General features: G+C 58.0%; 14 protein-coding genes. 7 read left to right on the forward strand and 7 right to left on the reverse strand.

Annotated elements, in window-relative coordinates; translation table 11 throughout:
• The 4 genes from FHX05_RS15295 to FHX05_RS15310 all read right to left on the reverse strand — a co-directional run bounded on the left by FHX05_RS15295 (window position 1) and on the right by FHX05_RS15310 (window position 4,088).
• Window positions 1-885, reverse strand: a complete 885-nt coding sequence (locus FHX05_RS15295; protein WP_183872720.1) for a carbohydrate ABC transporter permease — start codon at window positions 883-885, stop codon at window positions 1-3.
• Window positions 885-1,772 (reverse strand): sugar ABC transporter permease, encoded by an 888-nt coding sequence (locus FHX05_RS15300; RefSeq protein WP_183872722.1) that lies wholly within the window; start codon window positions 1,770-1,772, stop codon window positions 885-887. Before FHX05_RS15300 ends, FHX05_RS15295 begins: the two co-directional genes overlap by 1 nt.
• 70 nt (window positions 1,773-1,842) lie before the next feature.
• The gene (locus FHX05_RS15305; RefSeq protein WP_183872723.1) at window positions 1,843-3,075 is read right to left on the reverse strand and encodes an ABC transporter substrate-binding protein; all 1,233 of its coding nucleotides are present in this window, start codon (window positions 3,073-3,075) and stop codon (window positions 1,843-1,845) included.
• Window positions 3,076-3,134: 59 nt separating this feature from the next.
• Window positions 3,135-4,088 carry a sugar phosphate isomerase/epimerase gene (locus FHX05_RS15310; RefSeq protein WP_183872725.1) on the reverse strand — a complete coding sequence of 318 codons (954 nt, stop codon included), beginning with the start codon at window positions 4,086-4,088 and terminating at the stop codon, window positions 3,135-3,137.
• Between the two features lie 220 nt (window positions 4,089-4,308).
• On the opposite strand from FHX05_RS15310, the gene FHX05_RS15315 reads away from it, so the two are divergent.
• Window positions 4,309-5,385 (forward strand): LacI family DNA-binding transcriptional regulator, encoded by a 1,077-nt coding sequence (locus FHX05_RS15315; RefSeq protein WP_183872727.1) that lies wholly within the window; start codon window positions 4,309-4,311, stop codon window positions 5,383-5,385.
• 97 nt (window positions 5,386-5,482) lie between these two features.
• On the opposite strand, the gene FHX05_RS15320 is transcribed toward FHX05_RS15315, so the two are convergent.
• Window positions 5,483-6,025 (reverse strand): hypothetical protein, encoded by a 543-nt coding sequence (locus FHX05_RS15320; RefSeq protein ID WP_246698956.1) that lies wholly within the window; start codon window positions 6,023-6,025, stop codon window positions 5,483-5,485.
• A gap of 271 nt (window positions 6,026-6,296) precedes the next feature.
• Entirely contained in the window at window positions 6,297-7,241 is a 945-nt protein-coding gene (locus FHX05_RS15325; RefSeq protein WP_183872729.1) for a LysR family transcriptional regulator, read from the reverse strand.
• On the opposite strand from FHX05_RS15325, the gene FHX05_RS15330 reads away from it, so the two are divergent.
• The 6 genes from FHX05_RS15330 to FHX05_RS15355 all read left to right on the forward strand — a co-directional run bounded on the left by FHX05_RS15330 (window position 7,209) and on the right by FHX05_RS15355 (window position 12,858).
• Window positions 7,209-8,084 carry a phosphoribosyltransferase family protein gene (locus tag FHX05_RS15330; RefSeq protein WP_246698957.1) on the forward strand — a complete coding sequence of 292 codons (876 nt, stop codon included), beginning with the start codon at window positions 7,209-7,211 and terminating at the stop codon, window positions 8,082-8,084. The two genes, FHX05_RS15325 and FHX05_RS15330, sit on opposite strands and share 33 nt — an antisense overlap.
• A 445-nt stretch (window positions 8,085-8,529) precedes the next feature.
• Window positions 8,530-9,102 carry an aminotriazole resistance protein gene (locus FHX05_RS15335; RefSeq protein ID WP_112609985.1) on the forward strand — a complete coding sequence of 191 codons (573 nt, stop codon included), beginning with the start codon at window positions 8,530-8,532 and terminating at the stop codon, window positions 9,100-9,102.
• A gap of 18 nt (window positions 9,103-9,120) precedes the next feature.
• Window positions 9,121-10,644 carry an ATP-binding cassette domain-containing protein gene (locus tag FHX05_RS15340; RefSeq protein ID WP_183872731.1) on the forward strand — a complete coding sequence of 508 codons (1,524 nt, stop codon included), beginning with the start codon at window positions 9,121-9,123 and terminating at the stop codon, window positions 10,642-10,644.
• Window positions 10,641-11,321, forward strand: a complete 681-nt coding sequence (locus FHX05_RS15345) for an energy-coupling factor transporter transmembrane component T (protein WP_183872733.1) — start codon at window positions 10,641-10,643, stop codon at window positions 11,319-11,321. The genes FHX05_RS15340 and FHX05_RS15345 overlap by 4 nt, the downstream gene beginning before the upstream one ends.
• A complete protein-coding gene (locus tag FHX05_RS15350; protein ID WP_183872735.1) occupies window positions 11,311-11,943 on the forward strand; it encodes a phosphoribosyltransferase family protein in 633 nt (210 codons plus the stop codon). The genes FHX05_RS15345 and FHX05_RS15350 overlap by 11 nt, the downstream gene beginning before the upstream one ends.
• Window positions 11,944-12,237: 294 nt before the next feature.
• Entirely contained in the window at window positions 12,238-12,858 is a 621-nt protein-coding gene (locus tag FHX05_RS15355) for a YdeI/OmpD-associated family protein (protein ID WP_183872737.1), read from the forward strand.
• 66 nt (window positions 12,859-12,924) lie between these two features.
• On the opposite strand, the gene FHX05_RS15360 is transcribed toward FHX05_RS15355, so the two are convergent.
• Window positions 12,925-14,484 carry a glycosyltransferase family 39 protein gene (locus tag FHX05_RS15360; protein ID WP_183872739.1) on the reverse strand — a complete coding sequence of 520 codons (1,560 nt, stop codon included), beginning with the start codon at window positions 14,482-14,484 and terminating at the stop codon, window positions 12,925-12,927.
• Window positions 14,485-14,563: the final 79 nt, after the last annotated feature.

Here is a 14,563-nt window from a genome sequence, read left to right on the forward strand (position 1 = left end):
TTACCCCTTGACGGCCCCGGCGGCGACACCACGCAGGAACCAGCGGCCGGAGAAAAAATAGATGGCGAGCGGAACGACGGCGGTCAGGATGGTGGCCGCCATGTTCACATTGTAGGCGCGCTCGCCCATGGTGGTGTTGACGATGTTGTTGAGCTGCACGGTCATCGGCAGATTGTCGCGTCCGGCAAAGACCAGGCCGATCAGAAAATCGTTCCAGATGCCGGTAAACTGGAAGATCGAGGCGACAACGATCATGGGCACAGCCATGGGCAGCATGATCTCGATGAAGATCCGCCAGAAGCCGGCGCCATCGACGCGAGCCGCCTTACAAAGCTCTTCGGGAATGACGACGAAATAGTTGCGGAACAGCAGCGTCACCAGCGGCAGGCCAAAGATAACGTGAACGAGGACTACGCCTGCCACCGAATTATAAAGGCTGAGATTGGCGAGCAGCCGCACCAGCGGATAGAGGAAGATCTGGTAGGGGATGAGGCCGCCGGCCATCAGAAGTCCGAATAGCAGGTTCGAGCCTCTCGGCCGCCAAAAGGAGAGGGCATAGCCGTTGATCGCGCCGATGAAGACGGAAATCGCCACGGCCGGCACGGTGATTCTGACCGAATTCCAAAAGCCGATGCGCACGCCCAGGCATTGCGTGCCCATGCAGGCGCCCGACCAGGCGGTCTTCCAGGCGCCGAAGTCGATGCTATCTGGCAAGGCGAAGATGCGGCCCTGGCGGATCTCTTCCATCGACTTCAGCGAGGTGACGAGCATCGTATAGAGCGGCAGCAGGAAAAATAGCGCAGCAAGGATCAGGAAGGCATAGAGCCCGATCTGGCCGGCCGTCAGCCGTGATGGCTTGGGACCGCGAGGATGAAGAGCCGCCATCAATGTGCTCCCCTTCGTCTGGCTCGCATGGCAAGCGCATAGCGAAACGGTGCGACGGCCATGACGACCGAAAGCACGAGCACGGTGGCGCCGGCACTCGCAAGGCCGAGGTTCTGGCGCTCGAAGAGATTGTCCATGATGAATTTTGCCGGCACTTCGGTCGAGTAGCCGGGGCCGCCCCCGGTCTGCGCGACGATGAGATCATAGGTCTTGATCACGCCCATGGAGAGCAGCATGCCCGACGCGGCAAGTGCTGGCCCAAGCTGCGGCAGGATGATCGAGGTATAGATGCGCCAGACCGGAATGCCGTCGATCTGAGCCGCTTTCCATTGTTCCTCGCCGATCCTGCGCATGCCTGACAGTGCGATGACCATGACAAGGCCAGCACCCTGCCAGACGCCGGCAAAGACCACCGTGTAGATCGCCATGCCGCGATTGACGATCCAGTCGAAGACGAAGCTCTGCCAGCCGAGCGCCCTGACGGTCGCCTGAATGCCGAAGGTTGGGTTCAGCATCCACTGCCAAATGAGGCCGGTAACCACGAAGGACATGGCATAGGGGTAGAGGAAGATGGTGCGAAATACGCTTTCGAAGCGAACCTTGCGATCGAGTGCCGCGGCGAGCACGAAGCCCAATGCTAGGCAGCCGGCAACATAGAGTACGCCGAAGATCAGCACATTTTCCAGGGACGCGAGCCATCGCGATGTCCGGAACAGCTTGGCATATTGCGCAAATCCGACATAGTTGGACGACGGGAAGATGGTCGAATCCGTGAAAGACAGGCGCACCGACCAGACCATGGTGCCGATATAGACGAAGATCGCGGCAATCCATGTCGGGAGCAGGGCAAAGGTCGCAGCAAGGGGACGTCTGCGCTTGGCTTGCATCAGCAAACTTTCTCGAAAGGATGGGCAGAGCCGATCGACAGGGAACTCGGACGACCGGCTCGCTGAAGGTCTATTCGAAGATCGCGAAGAACTTCTCCGCACCTGAGGCGCTGTCTTCGGACGGATTGGTCCAGAACTCGTCGACGAAGTCGTTGAGGGCGCCGGCCTGCTGCGGCGAGAGGATCAGAGCCTGATCGGGCACGATCTTGCCGGCGCTCATCAGCTCAAGGCCTTTCTGCGCGCAGATGTCGAGCTTGGACTTGTCGACGTCGGTCCGCATGGGCACCGAGCCCTTCTTCAGCGAAAACTCCACCTGCACGGCCGGATCCATGGCGACCTCGGCAAGCAGGGTCTGGCCCTTCTGTGCGGTCGCATCGGCGATCTTCGGGAAGGAGAAGGAATCGGCGACATAGACCATGCCCGGCGATTGCGGCGCGAGCATGCAGCCATAGTCCTTGCCCAGTTCCTTGCCGGCGGCCACGAACTCACCCTTGGCCCAGTCACCCATGAATTGCACGCCGGCCTTTCCGGTGATGACCATGGCGGTTGCGTCGTTCCAATTGCGGCCGGCGGCACCTTCATCGACATAGGCGCGCAGCTTGCCGAGGATATCCAGCGTCTTCTTTACGCCTGCCGTCGAGGCGTCGCCCTTGTCTTTGTCGACATAGATCTTGAGGAAGCCGTCAATGCCGACCTGGGTCAGCAGGATCATGTTGAAGACCTTGGATTCCTGCCAGGATTGGCCGCCCCAGGCGACGGGCTGAATGCCTGATGCCTTCAGCTTGTCGAGGGCCGAGAAGAATTCGTCCCAGCTCTTCGGCTCGTCAGTGAGGCCAGCCTTGGCGAAGGCATCCTTGGAATAGAACACCCAGCTCTCGCCATGGGCGCCGGTCGGAGAGAGGTAGACCTTGCCATTATAGGAGATGAGGTCGTAAATCGACTTGGGCAGGACATCGGCCCATTTGCCGGCTTTCGCCACATCGTCGATCGGGCTCATAAGTCCCTGATTGACGAAATCGGTGTTGGCAAGGCCGAGCACGGCCTGCTTGGCGGTCGGCGGGTCGCCCGCGACCAAACGGTTCTGGAAAGCCGCATCGGCCGCGCCGAAGCCGGCGATGGACGAGTCTTTCCAGGTGCCACCGCGCTTTTCGAACTCCTGTTTGATGACGCCGAGGGCGGCGGCCTCGCTGCCTGAGGTCCATGAGGTCATAACCTCAGCCTGCGGCTTGTCTTCTGCATGGGCAGTCATCGAGGCCGTGACGAGTGCGGCTCCCATCAATAGCAATTTCACTGTATTTTTCATCGTTCCACCTCTTCAGGAAAGCCCTCTTGGCGGGGCCATTCGTTTTCGGATTTTTGGTATCAGCGATAGATCGGCAAGAGCGCCTGCCTGACGAGTGTGAGCCCGCTGGCGATATCGCCGACCGGATCGGGTGCGGCGTCGAGCTCGAGGATGGCCCAGCCTTCATAGCCCCGGTCGCGCAGCAGCCTGGCCCAGCCCGGCCAATCGACCCGGCCGAGGCCGAAGCCGCAGAAATAGGGGCGATGGCGGTCATGGATATGCTCGTCGATCACCGTATCGGCCGGCATCGGACCCAGCGCATCCTTCCAGTGAGCGATAATGACGCGCTCGTGATGGCGATCGACAAGCTGCAGCGGATCGGAGCCGGCAACGATGATATGCGCCGTATCCGGGCACATATGCACGTAGGCGGGATCGGTCAGTAGCATCAGTAGATCGACGTCGCGTGCTGCCGCGAAGATTGAATGCGCCTCGGTGTGGAGAGCGAGACGCACACCTTTGACATAGAGAGCAGCGCCGAGGCGATTGAGGAAATCGGCAATTTTTCGCGCCTGCTCGAAATCGAAGAACCGCACCGGCTGAGCACCGAGCGTCTGGCGAAGTGGCGCACCGATGACCATGATATCGCTGCCGCACGCCTTGAGGAATCCGGCATATTTTTCGGCCTTGTCGATGATGGCGGTCTGCGCTGATGCCTCGGTGAAATCACCGGCGGCTTCGAGCTCGGCAAAGAAGCCGCTCGCAAGCGTCAGCCCACGCCTGGAAAGCTCGGCCGCGAACTTGTCGACCGAACCATAGGTCTTCGTTGCATCCTGCCAGTTGAAGGGCGAGAAGGTCAGCTCCACGCCGGTGACGCCGGAGGCTTGTACGGCGTCCAGTATCTTGTCCCAGAAGGCGCGCGGCTCGTTGCGCGATAACGTGATGATGCCGTCATAATCCTCTACGCCCCAAAATCCGGGGTGGAAAAAGGTGACGAGATCGACACCAAAGCGCAGCCGTTCCGTAGAGGTCATGGGACTATCCATTGTTAAGGCATGGAAGATCACTCGCGGAACCATGGCCCACGACAAATAATCCATAATGATTTCAATGCACTATGATTGGCAAACGTTTGCCGTGCCTGAATAGTAGACAAGTCGTTTTTTTATGCAAGCGATTTTTGGCAAACGTTTGCTAAACGGCTGGGATTGCCGTAGCATCCCGCGCGACGGGCATTGGGAAGGACGCCAAAAAGTGAAGAATAACAAGGATCTGCCGGCAGAAGAGCATTCCGGTCCTCTGATGGCGGATGTCGCTCGGCTGGCAGGCGTTGCGATCTCCACGGTGAGCCGGGCGCTCGCCAATCCCGGTCGCGTCAACGAAAAGACGCGCGCCAAGATCGATGCCGCCGCCAAGCAGCTCGGCTATACGCCCAATGCCATGGCGAGGGGGCTCCGTGTCGGCAAGTCCAATGTCGTCATGATCATTCTGCCGGGCTCGCTCTATTACGGTGTTTCGCAGGTCATTCCCCTGGTTCTGCAGGGGATAAACCGCTCCCTGAGCCAGAATGGCTACCATTTGATGATTGCCAACCTCGATCGCGACGAGGCTTCGGAGCGCCATATCCTCGATCTGGCTTTCGGAGGCACGGTGCGTGGCGCCATCATTCTCTCCTCGGATCTGCCGGTTCATGGCGGTCGGTCACTGAAGGATTCCGCTCTGCCGATTGTCTCTCTTTTGTTCGACATGAGCCACGCAGCCCTGCCGAGTGTCGTAACCAATGATCGCCAGGCCGTTCGCGATGCCACGACCGAATTGATTGCTCTCGGCCACCGGCGTTTCCTTTATCTTGCCGGTCCCGAGGGCAATTACCATGACCGAGAACGCTATCTGGGTGCCGTTGAAGCGCTTGCCGCCGCGGGTCTGCCGGAGGCGGCGATCGTCAGGTCCGGCGGCAGCCTTGATTATCAGCATGGTTTCCAGATCGGCGTCGCTGCGGCGGCGGAATTTGCCGATCTCATCTTGAAGCCCACGGCCGTCATTGCCACCAGCGACGACATGGCGATTTCTTTCATGAGCTGCGTTCAACGCATGGGCTGGAAGATTCCAACCGATCTTTCTATTGTGTCCTTCGACGGCGCCCCGGTCTGTGAATATTCGCTGCCGCCATTGTCGACCATCGAACAGCCCGTCGAGGAAATGGGGCAGATGGCCGTGAGTTTGCTGATGGAGCGGATCGACGCGCCGGATAAGGCGACGGCCTTCCGTCATGTCATTGAAAGCAAGCTCATTCGGCGCGAAAGCTTTGGTCCGGCGCCGTCAAATGTTTAGGGACAGCTCTGCATTTTTCATCCGGGCGTAAAAGAGCCGCAGCTATAGGGACATCATTATAGTGAATTATAGCGAGAGCACCGACGTTCTCTCCCGCTCACCGTATGACATTCGGTATGGAGCGTTCGATCCGGACATCCAGGCGGATGACACGGGTGCTGAGTGTTTGAGATTCGCGCAAGATCTCGAAAACAGGCAGGAAAACCGGACGGATGATGGTAAACCACGAAGCGACATCATCGATACCGGCGCTGACACTTGCGGCCGCGCCGCTTTCATCCCTGCCAACGATCAAAAGATTACCAGCCAGCGGGGAGGAGTGCCCCTTCAAATCCGTAACGCTCGAAAGGCCGTCGATAAGGCCATTGTTATCGGTATAGAGAAAATGCGCATCCTCGATTCTGATAACATCGACTTTGCTGGCCCTCACCAACTTGCGGATGTATTCGGTACGGTTGCTGGCGGGAAGCATCACCGTGCGAATGGTTCCATCAGCCGGATTTAAAAGATACGCCTTGGCTTCGGGCGGGGAAGTTTCTTCAGTTTGCACTTCCACAGGGCGTGGTTCCAGCGCAGGGAGGAGTCGCAGCTTTGTTCGCGCTCTCCCCTGGGATCCAGATCGGCCATAGCTATCCGTCATTCACCGTTCCCTTGCCACATCGAGAATTAGCATCGGAAGAGACAGGGCCTTATAGGCGCGAGATTATGCAACTTTTGCAAGCATCAAAATTCGCTCGGTGTGTTGCCTTTTCTTCAACGGGAGAGTGGCCCCCAATCTCCTGCGTTCGAATAATTTCACGGAGATAATCATAAGACTCGCGGCCTCGCCGTATGCCGCTTAAGGAAGAGGATGATCAGGGGAAGTCAGGTGGCAGCGTAGATAAGCAGTGACTTGCCTCGATAGGGAACGGCTATTCAAACGTATTGGTCGATGTTTTTCCATTTTGAAGAGAAATCTCATCAAAATACTTCTCAAAGTATCTGCGCGCAATGATTGAAGTCATCGAGAGACTGCGCTTGGGATCGACGATTAGAGAAAGCACCATTGGCGGTAAGTCGTTGTCCGCTATGCGGGCGTAGCGCAATCCAATCTCATGGGCAAGGGGCCTGCCGGCAGGCATGGCCGTCACGCCGAAACCGCAGCCCTCGCGGACCATGGAACGCATGAGCGACAGGCTATTGGTGGTCAAAATTGGCTGAAAGCGGATGTCCATACGGGCAGCGGCGATATCGACGATATCCCGCAGGTGGCTGCTGGTGTCGGGTACAATTATCGGCTTCTTGAAGAATTCGTCTATGGATATGCTGTCAGGCCGTTCAAGGTGGGGATCTCCCGGCAGCATGGCAATGAGATGAAAGTCGGCGGAACGCGTGACGACGACTCCCGGCAAGGGCAGTGGGCTGAAGGTTAGGCCGAAGTCTGCGCCCCCATCCCTAACCAGCTGCCGCACACGGTCGGAATCCTCCACTGCGATCGCATTGCGGATACGAGGATGATCCTTCGTGAACCGCGCAATCACTGCGGGCAGGAAATCGGGCACCGCTTCTTGCGACGAGGCTATTTTCACCTCGCCGCGGCGAAGTCCTTTCAGCTCCTCGATTTCGGATTTGATGCGGGAAAGGTCTTTATTCCATTCCCTATAGCCATTGACGAGCAATTCGCCCGCCGATGTCAGCCGCATGCCGCGCGGCAGGCGCTCGAAGAGAGTGACGCCAAACTCCTCCTCGGCGCTGATGAGCTGTTTGTTGATCGCTGAAGCCGATACGTTCAGCTTTTCGGCGGCCTTTCTGATCGAGCCGTGATTGGCGATCTCGTCGAGGTAATGCGCGAAGCGGGAAAACAGGAGCCTGCTCATTCGGAGCTATACCTCGTTGAAGAAAAGGAAACATACCAGACGAATTTTGTTGGTTGTAAAAATCGTGTGATCTGGTGTCTATTAAGACGAGAATTTAAATGCAAACAATGTGCCAAAAAGGCCGCAGTGATGTATCTTGAGACTTCTCAAACCTATCAGGTACAGGTTGCGGGCGAAAATTTCAGCTTGCCGATCGTCCGGCTGAGCGAGCGTCGCGCGATCGCATTGCTGATGGTAATCGATATGGGGATCCGGTTCGGAGATCTCGTCGGCGAGGCCCTTGCCCGTCATTTCGCGCAGTCGAAACCCGATATTGTCGTCGGCAGCGCTACTTTGGGCGTGCCGGTCGCCATAGAGGTTTCGCGGCGCCTTGGTATCGATCAATATGTCATCTTGCAGAAGTCGCCCAAGTTTCATCTTGCCGATGCCTTGGTCGAGGATGTCCGTTCCATCACGACCGCAGTGCCGCAGCGTCTCCTGCTCGATCGCCGTTCGATAAAACTGCTTCAAGGCAGACGCGTCCTTGTTGTCGACGATGTTATCGCAACCGGTTCCAGCATGGCGGCTGCACTCAGGCTGGTGCGCCGTGCTGGCGCAAACATCATTGGCGCCGGCGCCATTCTGACCGAGGGTCATGCCTGGCGGAATTTGCTGGGTGATGACGCCCGTCTCGTGACCAGCCTGGGACATATTCCACAGTTCGATATTGTCGATGGGGTGGCGACGCCCGATGTCGTCACCGAAAAGGACGCTTGGACGGATGATCTGGCTTCGCCTGGCAAGAATTTGACGCAGTTCCAGCGAAGACGCACGGTAATCCAAAAGAGCGCAGCAGGGATGTAGGCAAGTTGCCGATCCCTAGCATGGCTATCTTGATGCAGCCGGTCCATGACGCGCATGAATGGATTGGCCGATCGATGTTCCCTATGCTAGGTCATGTTTTATATGCAATCTGAAATGGTTTTTACGAACGGAAACACGCATAGTCACTCAATTCTTGGAAGAGGTTTTTCTGTGAGCCGGCAATCGATTCCCATCCCAGTCTCAATTCGATTGCTTCGCGATCTTCGTTTCAAAAACTCATCCAAGCCTCTGAAGTTCGAGACGTACTGTAACTGAGGTTGGCAGGTGGCGTGTTCACACTGCCTTTCATGATCGGATGGGCGATTATCCGAGCAAGTGCATGCATTATAGATAAAGCGCGTCCCTGCGCTTGAATGGTCGTGGAGAGCCTTTCAGCCGGTTCTCCGGCAATTTTTGGAAATTACTTTTTAAAGGAACCAAAATCATGCAGCCAGCGAGCATGTCCCAAACTGACGGCAATACTCTCTTTCCCATCGTCCTCTCGATCGTGGCGGCAGCCGCGACCGGTGTGCTTTGGGCCTATGCCAATCCGATCCAACTCGTGCCGGGGATCATTCAGTGGCGCATTTTCGCCTTCCTGCCGCCAGTGATCGGCATTCTGCTCGGCTGGCGCAGCGGCTTCATCTGCGGCTATCTCGGCACCATTGTCTGGTCGCTTCTTGCCGGCACGTTCATACCCGCACATTCGCTTATTGTTGATGGCATCATGGTCGGTCTGACCGGTCTCGTGCCGGGGCTCTTCTTCGATCCTGCCAAGACGGTCTTCGATCGCGCCGCGCTGATCAAAATCGCGATAGTCTGCCTTGTCATCGGGCTGATCATGGTGGCGGCGGTGTCCGCAAGCCTTGCCTATCTCGGCATTTTCCCGTTCTGGTGGGGCTTCGGCTATATCGGCCTGTCCGACATCGTCCCGATGGTCGTCGGCACGCCGCTTCTGATCATCCCGGCCCTGAAAATTCTGAAGAGTGCTCATCCCGCCGGTTTCAAGCGCTTCTGAACCAATCTGGATCGACAAGTGCTCAATATTGCCAATCTGACGATTGGTTTCGGCGGCGCCGCACCGGTGTTTGCCGATACCAATTGCATGCTTGACGAGGGGCAGCGGCTTCTCGTCTGTGGTGAAGCCGGCAGCGGCAAGTCGACGCTGCTCGGCGTTGCCGCGGGTTTGATTCCGCGTCTCATTCCCGTTGCCGAATTCTCCGGGCAGGTGGAGCTTGCCGGCCGTCCGCTGCCTTCCCTTACAAAGAAGGAACTCTTCGACACGATCAGCTTCGTGTCGCAAAATAGCGAAGACCAGCTTTGGGATATCTGCGTCGAAGACGTCATCGCCTTCCCGCTGGAAAACAAGAGTGTCGAGCGGAGCGTGCTCCGGGACCGGCTCGCCGAATTGATGACCGAGTTCGGGCTGGAAACACTGAGCGGCCGGCGGGTTCTGACCCTTTCGGGGGGCGAACGGCGAATGGTCACCATTGCTGCGGCGATCGTCTCCAGCCCATTGATTCTGGTGCTGGACGAACCGACGACCGGGCTCGATCCGGCTGCGCGCGTGCGGTTGTCCAATATCCTGCGCAAAGTGCTGGACAGCACCCCGACATTGCTGATTTCCGAGCAGGACCCTCTGCCGCTTCGTTCCGTAATAGACAGCATTGCCTTGTTGCGTCGCGGCGGCATCTCTCCAAGCATGCCGCCGAAGATGGTGCTCAGGCAGGATTCCGCCTGGATCGATGCCGGCATTTTGCCGCCGATGCGCGCCCGGCCCGCGCGGCAGACGGTCGAGCGAGGGCGTCCGCTATTGACCGTATCCGGGCTGGCGAGCCAGCTTTCGCGCTCGCGCGGAAACCCCGTGCTGAAGGACGTGAGCTTCGATGTCCGGGCCGGAGAAGTGCTGGCGCTTATCGGCCGTAACGGTGCCGGGAAGACGACGCTGTTCAAATCGATCCTCGGGCTGACGAAAACCACCTCGGGTTCCATCCTCCTCGACGGGACGAAGGCTGACAATTGGTCGGTCGCCGCGCGAGCCCGCAAGATCGCCTATATCCCCCAAAACATGCGGCATATCTTGTTCAACATGACCGTGCTCGGTGAGGTGATCTTTGCCATCACCGCGTCGAGCGCATCGTCGAGCGACCCGGCGGTCATCACGCGCGCCAAGGCGGCGCTGGAGCGCTACGCACTCCTCGACCTGGCGGAAGCCAATCCGTTTGCTTTATCGGCCCGCCAGCAGGCGCTGCTGGGGCTTGCCTGCGCCGATGCCACCGGCGCACTCGTTGCCATCACCGATGAACCGCTTCTAAGCAGAGACATCAAAGGCCGGCAGATGCTGGAGCTTTTCATCTCTTCGATGCAGTCCTCGGGCCGAGCCGTGATGCTGATTTCGCACGATCTGGAACTGGTCGACGATCTGGCCACCCGCCTGATGATCCTCGACAATAGCACGATCGCGTTCGAGGGAACGCCAGAAGAGGGCTGGAAAAGCGATCCCTTCCGTTCTCTCGGCTGGCAGACGCCCTATGATATGACGGCCTGGAGCATGGCATGACGCGGCTTCATGAGCTCAATTTCTTTATCAAGCTGGGCGTTGCCTTCATCATCATGCTGGCTGCCTGGTTTGCTCCGGATTGGCGGTTCGGCGTAACTCTTGCGCTTGTCTGCCTGGTCCTTCTGTGGGGCCTGAGGGTTCCTGGTCTTCGCGGCTACATCAAGGGTGCTGCTTTGCTGACGGGCATGGTCATGGTGAGCTGGATGATAAATCTCTGGCTGCAGGGTTTTTCAACGCCGCAGGCCCTGCCTGTGGCGGCGGCGATGGCCGCCAGGCTGGTGACGACAACGGCCGCCTTCTATTTCGTCATGGAAACAAGCTCGCCGGGCGAAATATTAGCGGCGGCAAGCGCCGCGCGGCTACCCTCTATTGCCACTCTCGTTCTGTCGCTCACCTTCGGCGTCATTCCAATGCTGCGCGACGATTTCGAGCGCATTGCGGATGCCCAGCGTTCTCGCGGCATGGAGATTGACGATGTCGGCCTACCGACGAAATTGCGCTTTGCATTGGCACGCGGCATCCCGCTGCTCGTTCAGGCGATCCGCATGGCGCATGCCATCTCGTTTTCGCTTACCCTTTACGGGTACGATCTGAAACACAAGCGAACAACCTGGCGCGAGGTTGGCCTGATGGTCGAGCAGCGCCTTAGCATGAAGGATAAGACCTATGAGCTCTGAGACCGCCGACCCGAGAACCGGGCAGAACTGGAAGGTCGACGTTGCCGGCTATACCGTTGATCTGCCCATCGTGGCGATCAAGCCGGATTTTGCCATTTCGCTGATGATGGTCATCGATCTCGGTGTGAAGTTCGGTGAACATGTCGGCGCCAAGCTTGCCGCCAAATTCGCATCGCTCAAGCCCGATATCGTGATCGGTACCGCGACGCTCGGCATTCCCGTCGCCATCGAGGTCACGCGTGCACTCGGCCTCAACGACTATGTCGTCCTGCAGAAGTCGCCGAAAATCCATTTGGCGAATGCACTGGAACAACGCATCTCCTCCATCACCTCCAAGGGCGAGCAGCGCCTGCTGCTGGACCGTGCCGCAATCCCCCTTCTCAACGGCAAGCGCGTGCTTGTCGTCGACGACGTGGTCGCCTCCGGATCGAGCCTCAAGGGCTCGCTGGAACTGGTGCGCAAGGCTGGAGCCGAGGTCGTCGGCATTGGCGTCATTCTGACGGAAGCCCGCGATTGGCGCGAGACGCTGGGATCCGATTGCGATCTCATTCAGAGCCTCGCCCATATCCCGCAATTCTCCAGGACCGGCAATTCGACGTGGGAGCCGATCCCCGGCACTTGAACTTTCCGCAGCGACTGGAGCAGTATCTTGGATCGAGGGGTGCTCGTCATCGACCCGAGCAGCCGACTGTCCTACACATGGAATTGCGCACATGATGATCCAGCTTCGGGCCGGATCAGAAACAGCCCTATGGAGATGCCAAGGCGGGGATGGCGTAAGTTGAGGCTATTGCTGGCAAACCCGGGATGCATTCATGCGAGCTTGGCCCGGCCACTTGCTTTCATCAAGCCTTTGTCTTGTTCTGGCTGATGGCGTGGATACTTCAGATAGCCGAACTATAAAGTGGATGAGGATATGATCACCGATATCGAGGACTTCTTTGCCAAGGGATGCGGACGCTGCGAACGCTTTGCGACGCCGGACTGTTCGACGAGGTTGTGGATTGACGGTCTGAACGAACTGCGCCGAATCTGTCTGGAGGCGGGGCTCGTCGAGACGGTGAAGTGGGCCCATCCATGCTACATGCACGCGGGTCGCAACATCGTCATCATCGGCGCCTTCCGCGGCGATTTTCGCCTCACTTTCTTCAACGCGGCGCTGATGAAGGACCCTGAGGGCGTGCTCGAAAAGCAAGGGCAGAATACCCAGTATCCCGATATGATCCGCTTCGTGAGTAACGCCGCCGTGGCGAAGATGGAGCCCGTCATCCGAGCCTATCTGAAGGAGGCGATGGGATATGCGGAGGCCGGCATCAAGCCTGCAAAAGAGGTGGGCGAAATTGAATTGCCGGACGAGCTGATCGAGGCGCTGGATTCCGATCCCGAGCTGGCGGAGGCTTTTCACGATCTGACGCCAGGGCGAAAGAAAAGCTATGTGATCAGCCTCGGCTCCGTGAAGAAATCCGAAACGCGGGCCGCGCGGATTGCTAAGTTTCGCAATCATATTCTTGCCGGAAAGGGCGCGCTGGAGCGCTAGCCGGCAATTGATGTCTCCTGCTTCTTGATCATCATCGATGAGTTCGAGCCGCTGCGCAATCTCAAGTCAGTTCGGTTTGGGATAATACCAAGCATAACCAAAGTGATAACGATCCGGCTCCTTGCCGTAGTAATAGGGAAGGGCAATGTCCTGCTGCGGCGGCAGTTCCGCCGCCGTTCCGTATTTCGACGTGAGCCATAGCTGCAGTGCGTTCGGCATGGTTGATTGATGCCCGTCGCGTTCGTTCCAGACCAACAGGACCGGTCCATCGCCTATGACCTGCCGGCTGAGATCTGACGCAGGATATTCCGTCGATACGACCGATGTGTGCGGCATGTTCACACGCAGATTGCCTGCCTTGAGCCAGGTCGTCGTGACGACCGCCGAGGGTTGTTTTCCTTCCGGGGTGACGACTTTGTCCACGAAGGTGGCATAGGGCGCGTTCAGATGCTCGTACGAATGGAAAAACCGCGCAAAAAGGACACCTCCGGCTATGATCAGAGGTAGCGCGATCATCATGACGATGGGTACGTAAAGGAATTTCTTTATATCGGCCTGGCTCTGCTGTCCCGCTGCATCGAGCTTCAGACAGAAGTAGGCTGGCAGCAGAAATAGGAAGGGTAGCAGCCAGCGGTCGCGAAATTCCGTAAGCGTGATCACCAGTATCAAGAGTACCAAGATAGCGGCGGTGCTTAAGAGTATCCTGCCGACGAAATCGCTCCATTCACTTCTGGCTCGCAGGGCTCGCAGAAATGATTGACGGAAGAACAGCAGAAAGATCACGCTCGTGGGAGCTATGATGGCGACGCTCGTCTTTATCAGCTCCAGAAGTCCGAAACCGATATCGGAAAGCTTTCCGCCGGCGCCTTGCTCCGACATGGTTTGGACCGTCGTTGTCAGGACCCGATCCATGTTGGACACCATCCATATCGCGTGCGGCAGGAACACGAGAACGGCGATTGCGAGCGTCAGCAGGAGGCGCCAGTCCAGAAGCCTTTTTCGCCCGACCGGATGAAAGAAGGTCGCGATGAGGACACTGCCAATCACCAGAGCGAAATTGTACTTCGTCAGCATGCCAAGCCCGGCCCAAAGCCCGATCAGCGCGTAGGAGAGGACTGTCGGACGACGGATGGTGACGATGACGAAATAGATCAACATGAGCACCGCAAGCAGGGTGCCGACGGAATGTGTCAGGTCTCTCTGCGCCTGCCAGAACATCTGTGGCATCGTCAGGAGCGATAGCGTTCCGACCGCCGCCAGCCTTTTGTCGGCCAAGAGCGATCGCAGAAGCTTGTAATAGGCGAGATAGACCAGGAAAAGCAGAAGATTCTTCACGATGACGAGCGATGCGACACTCGTGCCGAAAATTTCGAAGATGCCGTACTGAATCCAGTTGTAGAGCGGCGGCTGGGCGTCGTAACCCCAGGCGAGCCATTGGCCGACGAGAAACTGCTGCGCTTCGTCGATCCGCAGCGAGCTCGATATGGCGATGCGGATGGCTGCCTGCACGATGAAATATATCGCCAGGCTCCCGGGTACCCACCAGTATTCGGAGGATGACCTGCTGTCGATTGATGCAGTCTGCTGTCCGACACCGGCAAGACTGTTTTTTCCCAGGGGGTTCATCCGGTTCTCCGTGCGATTGCCAAGATCGTTGCACGGCCATCTCATAGATGTCGCGACGGCACAATCGTTTTCAGTGGGA

The organism is Rhizobium sp. BK491 (assembly GCF_014194925.1).
Lineage (GTDB): Bacteria > Pseudomonadota > Alphaproteobacteria > Rhizobiales > Rhizobiaceae > Rhizobium.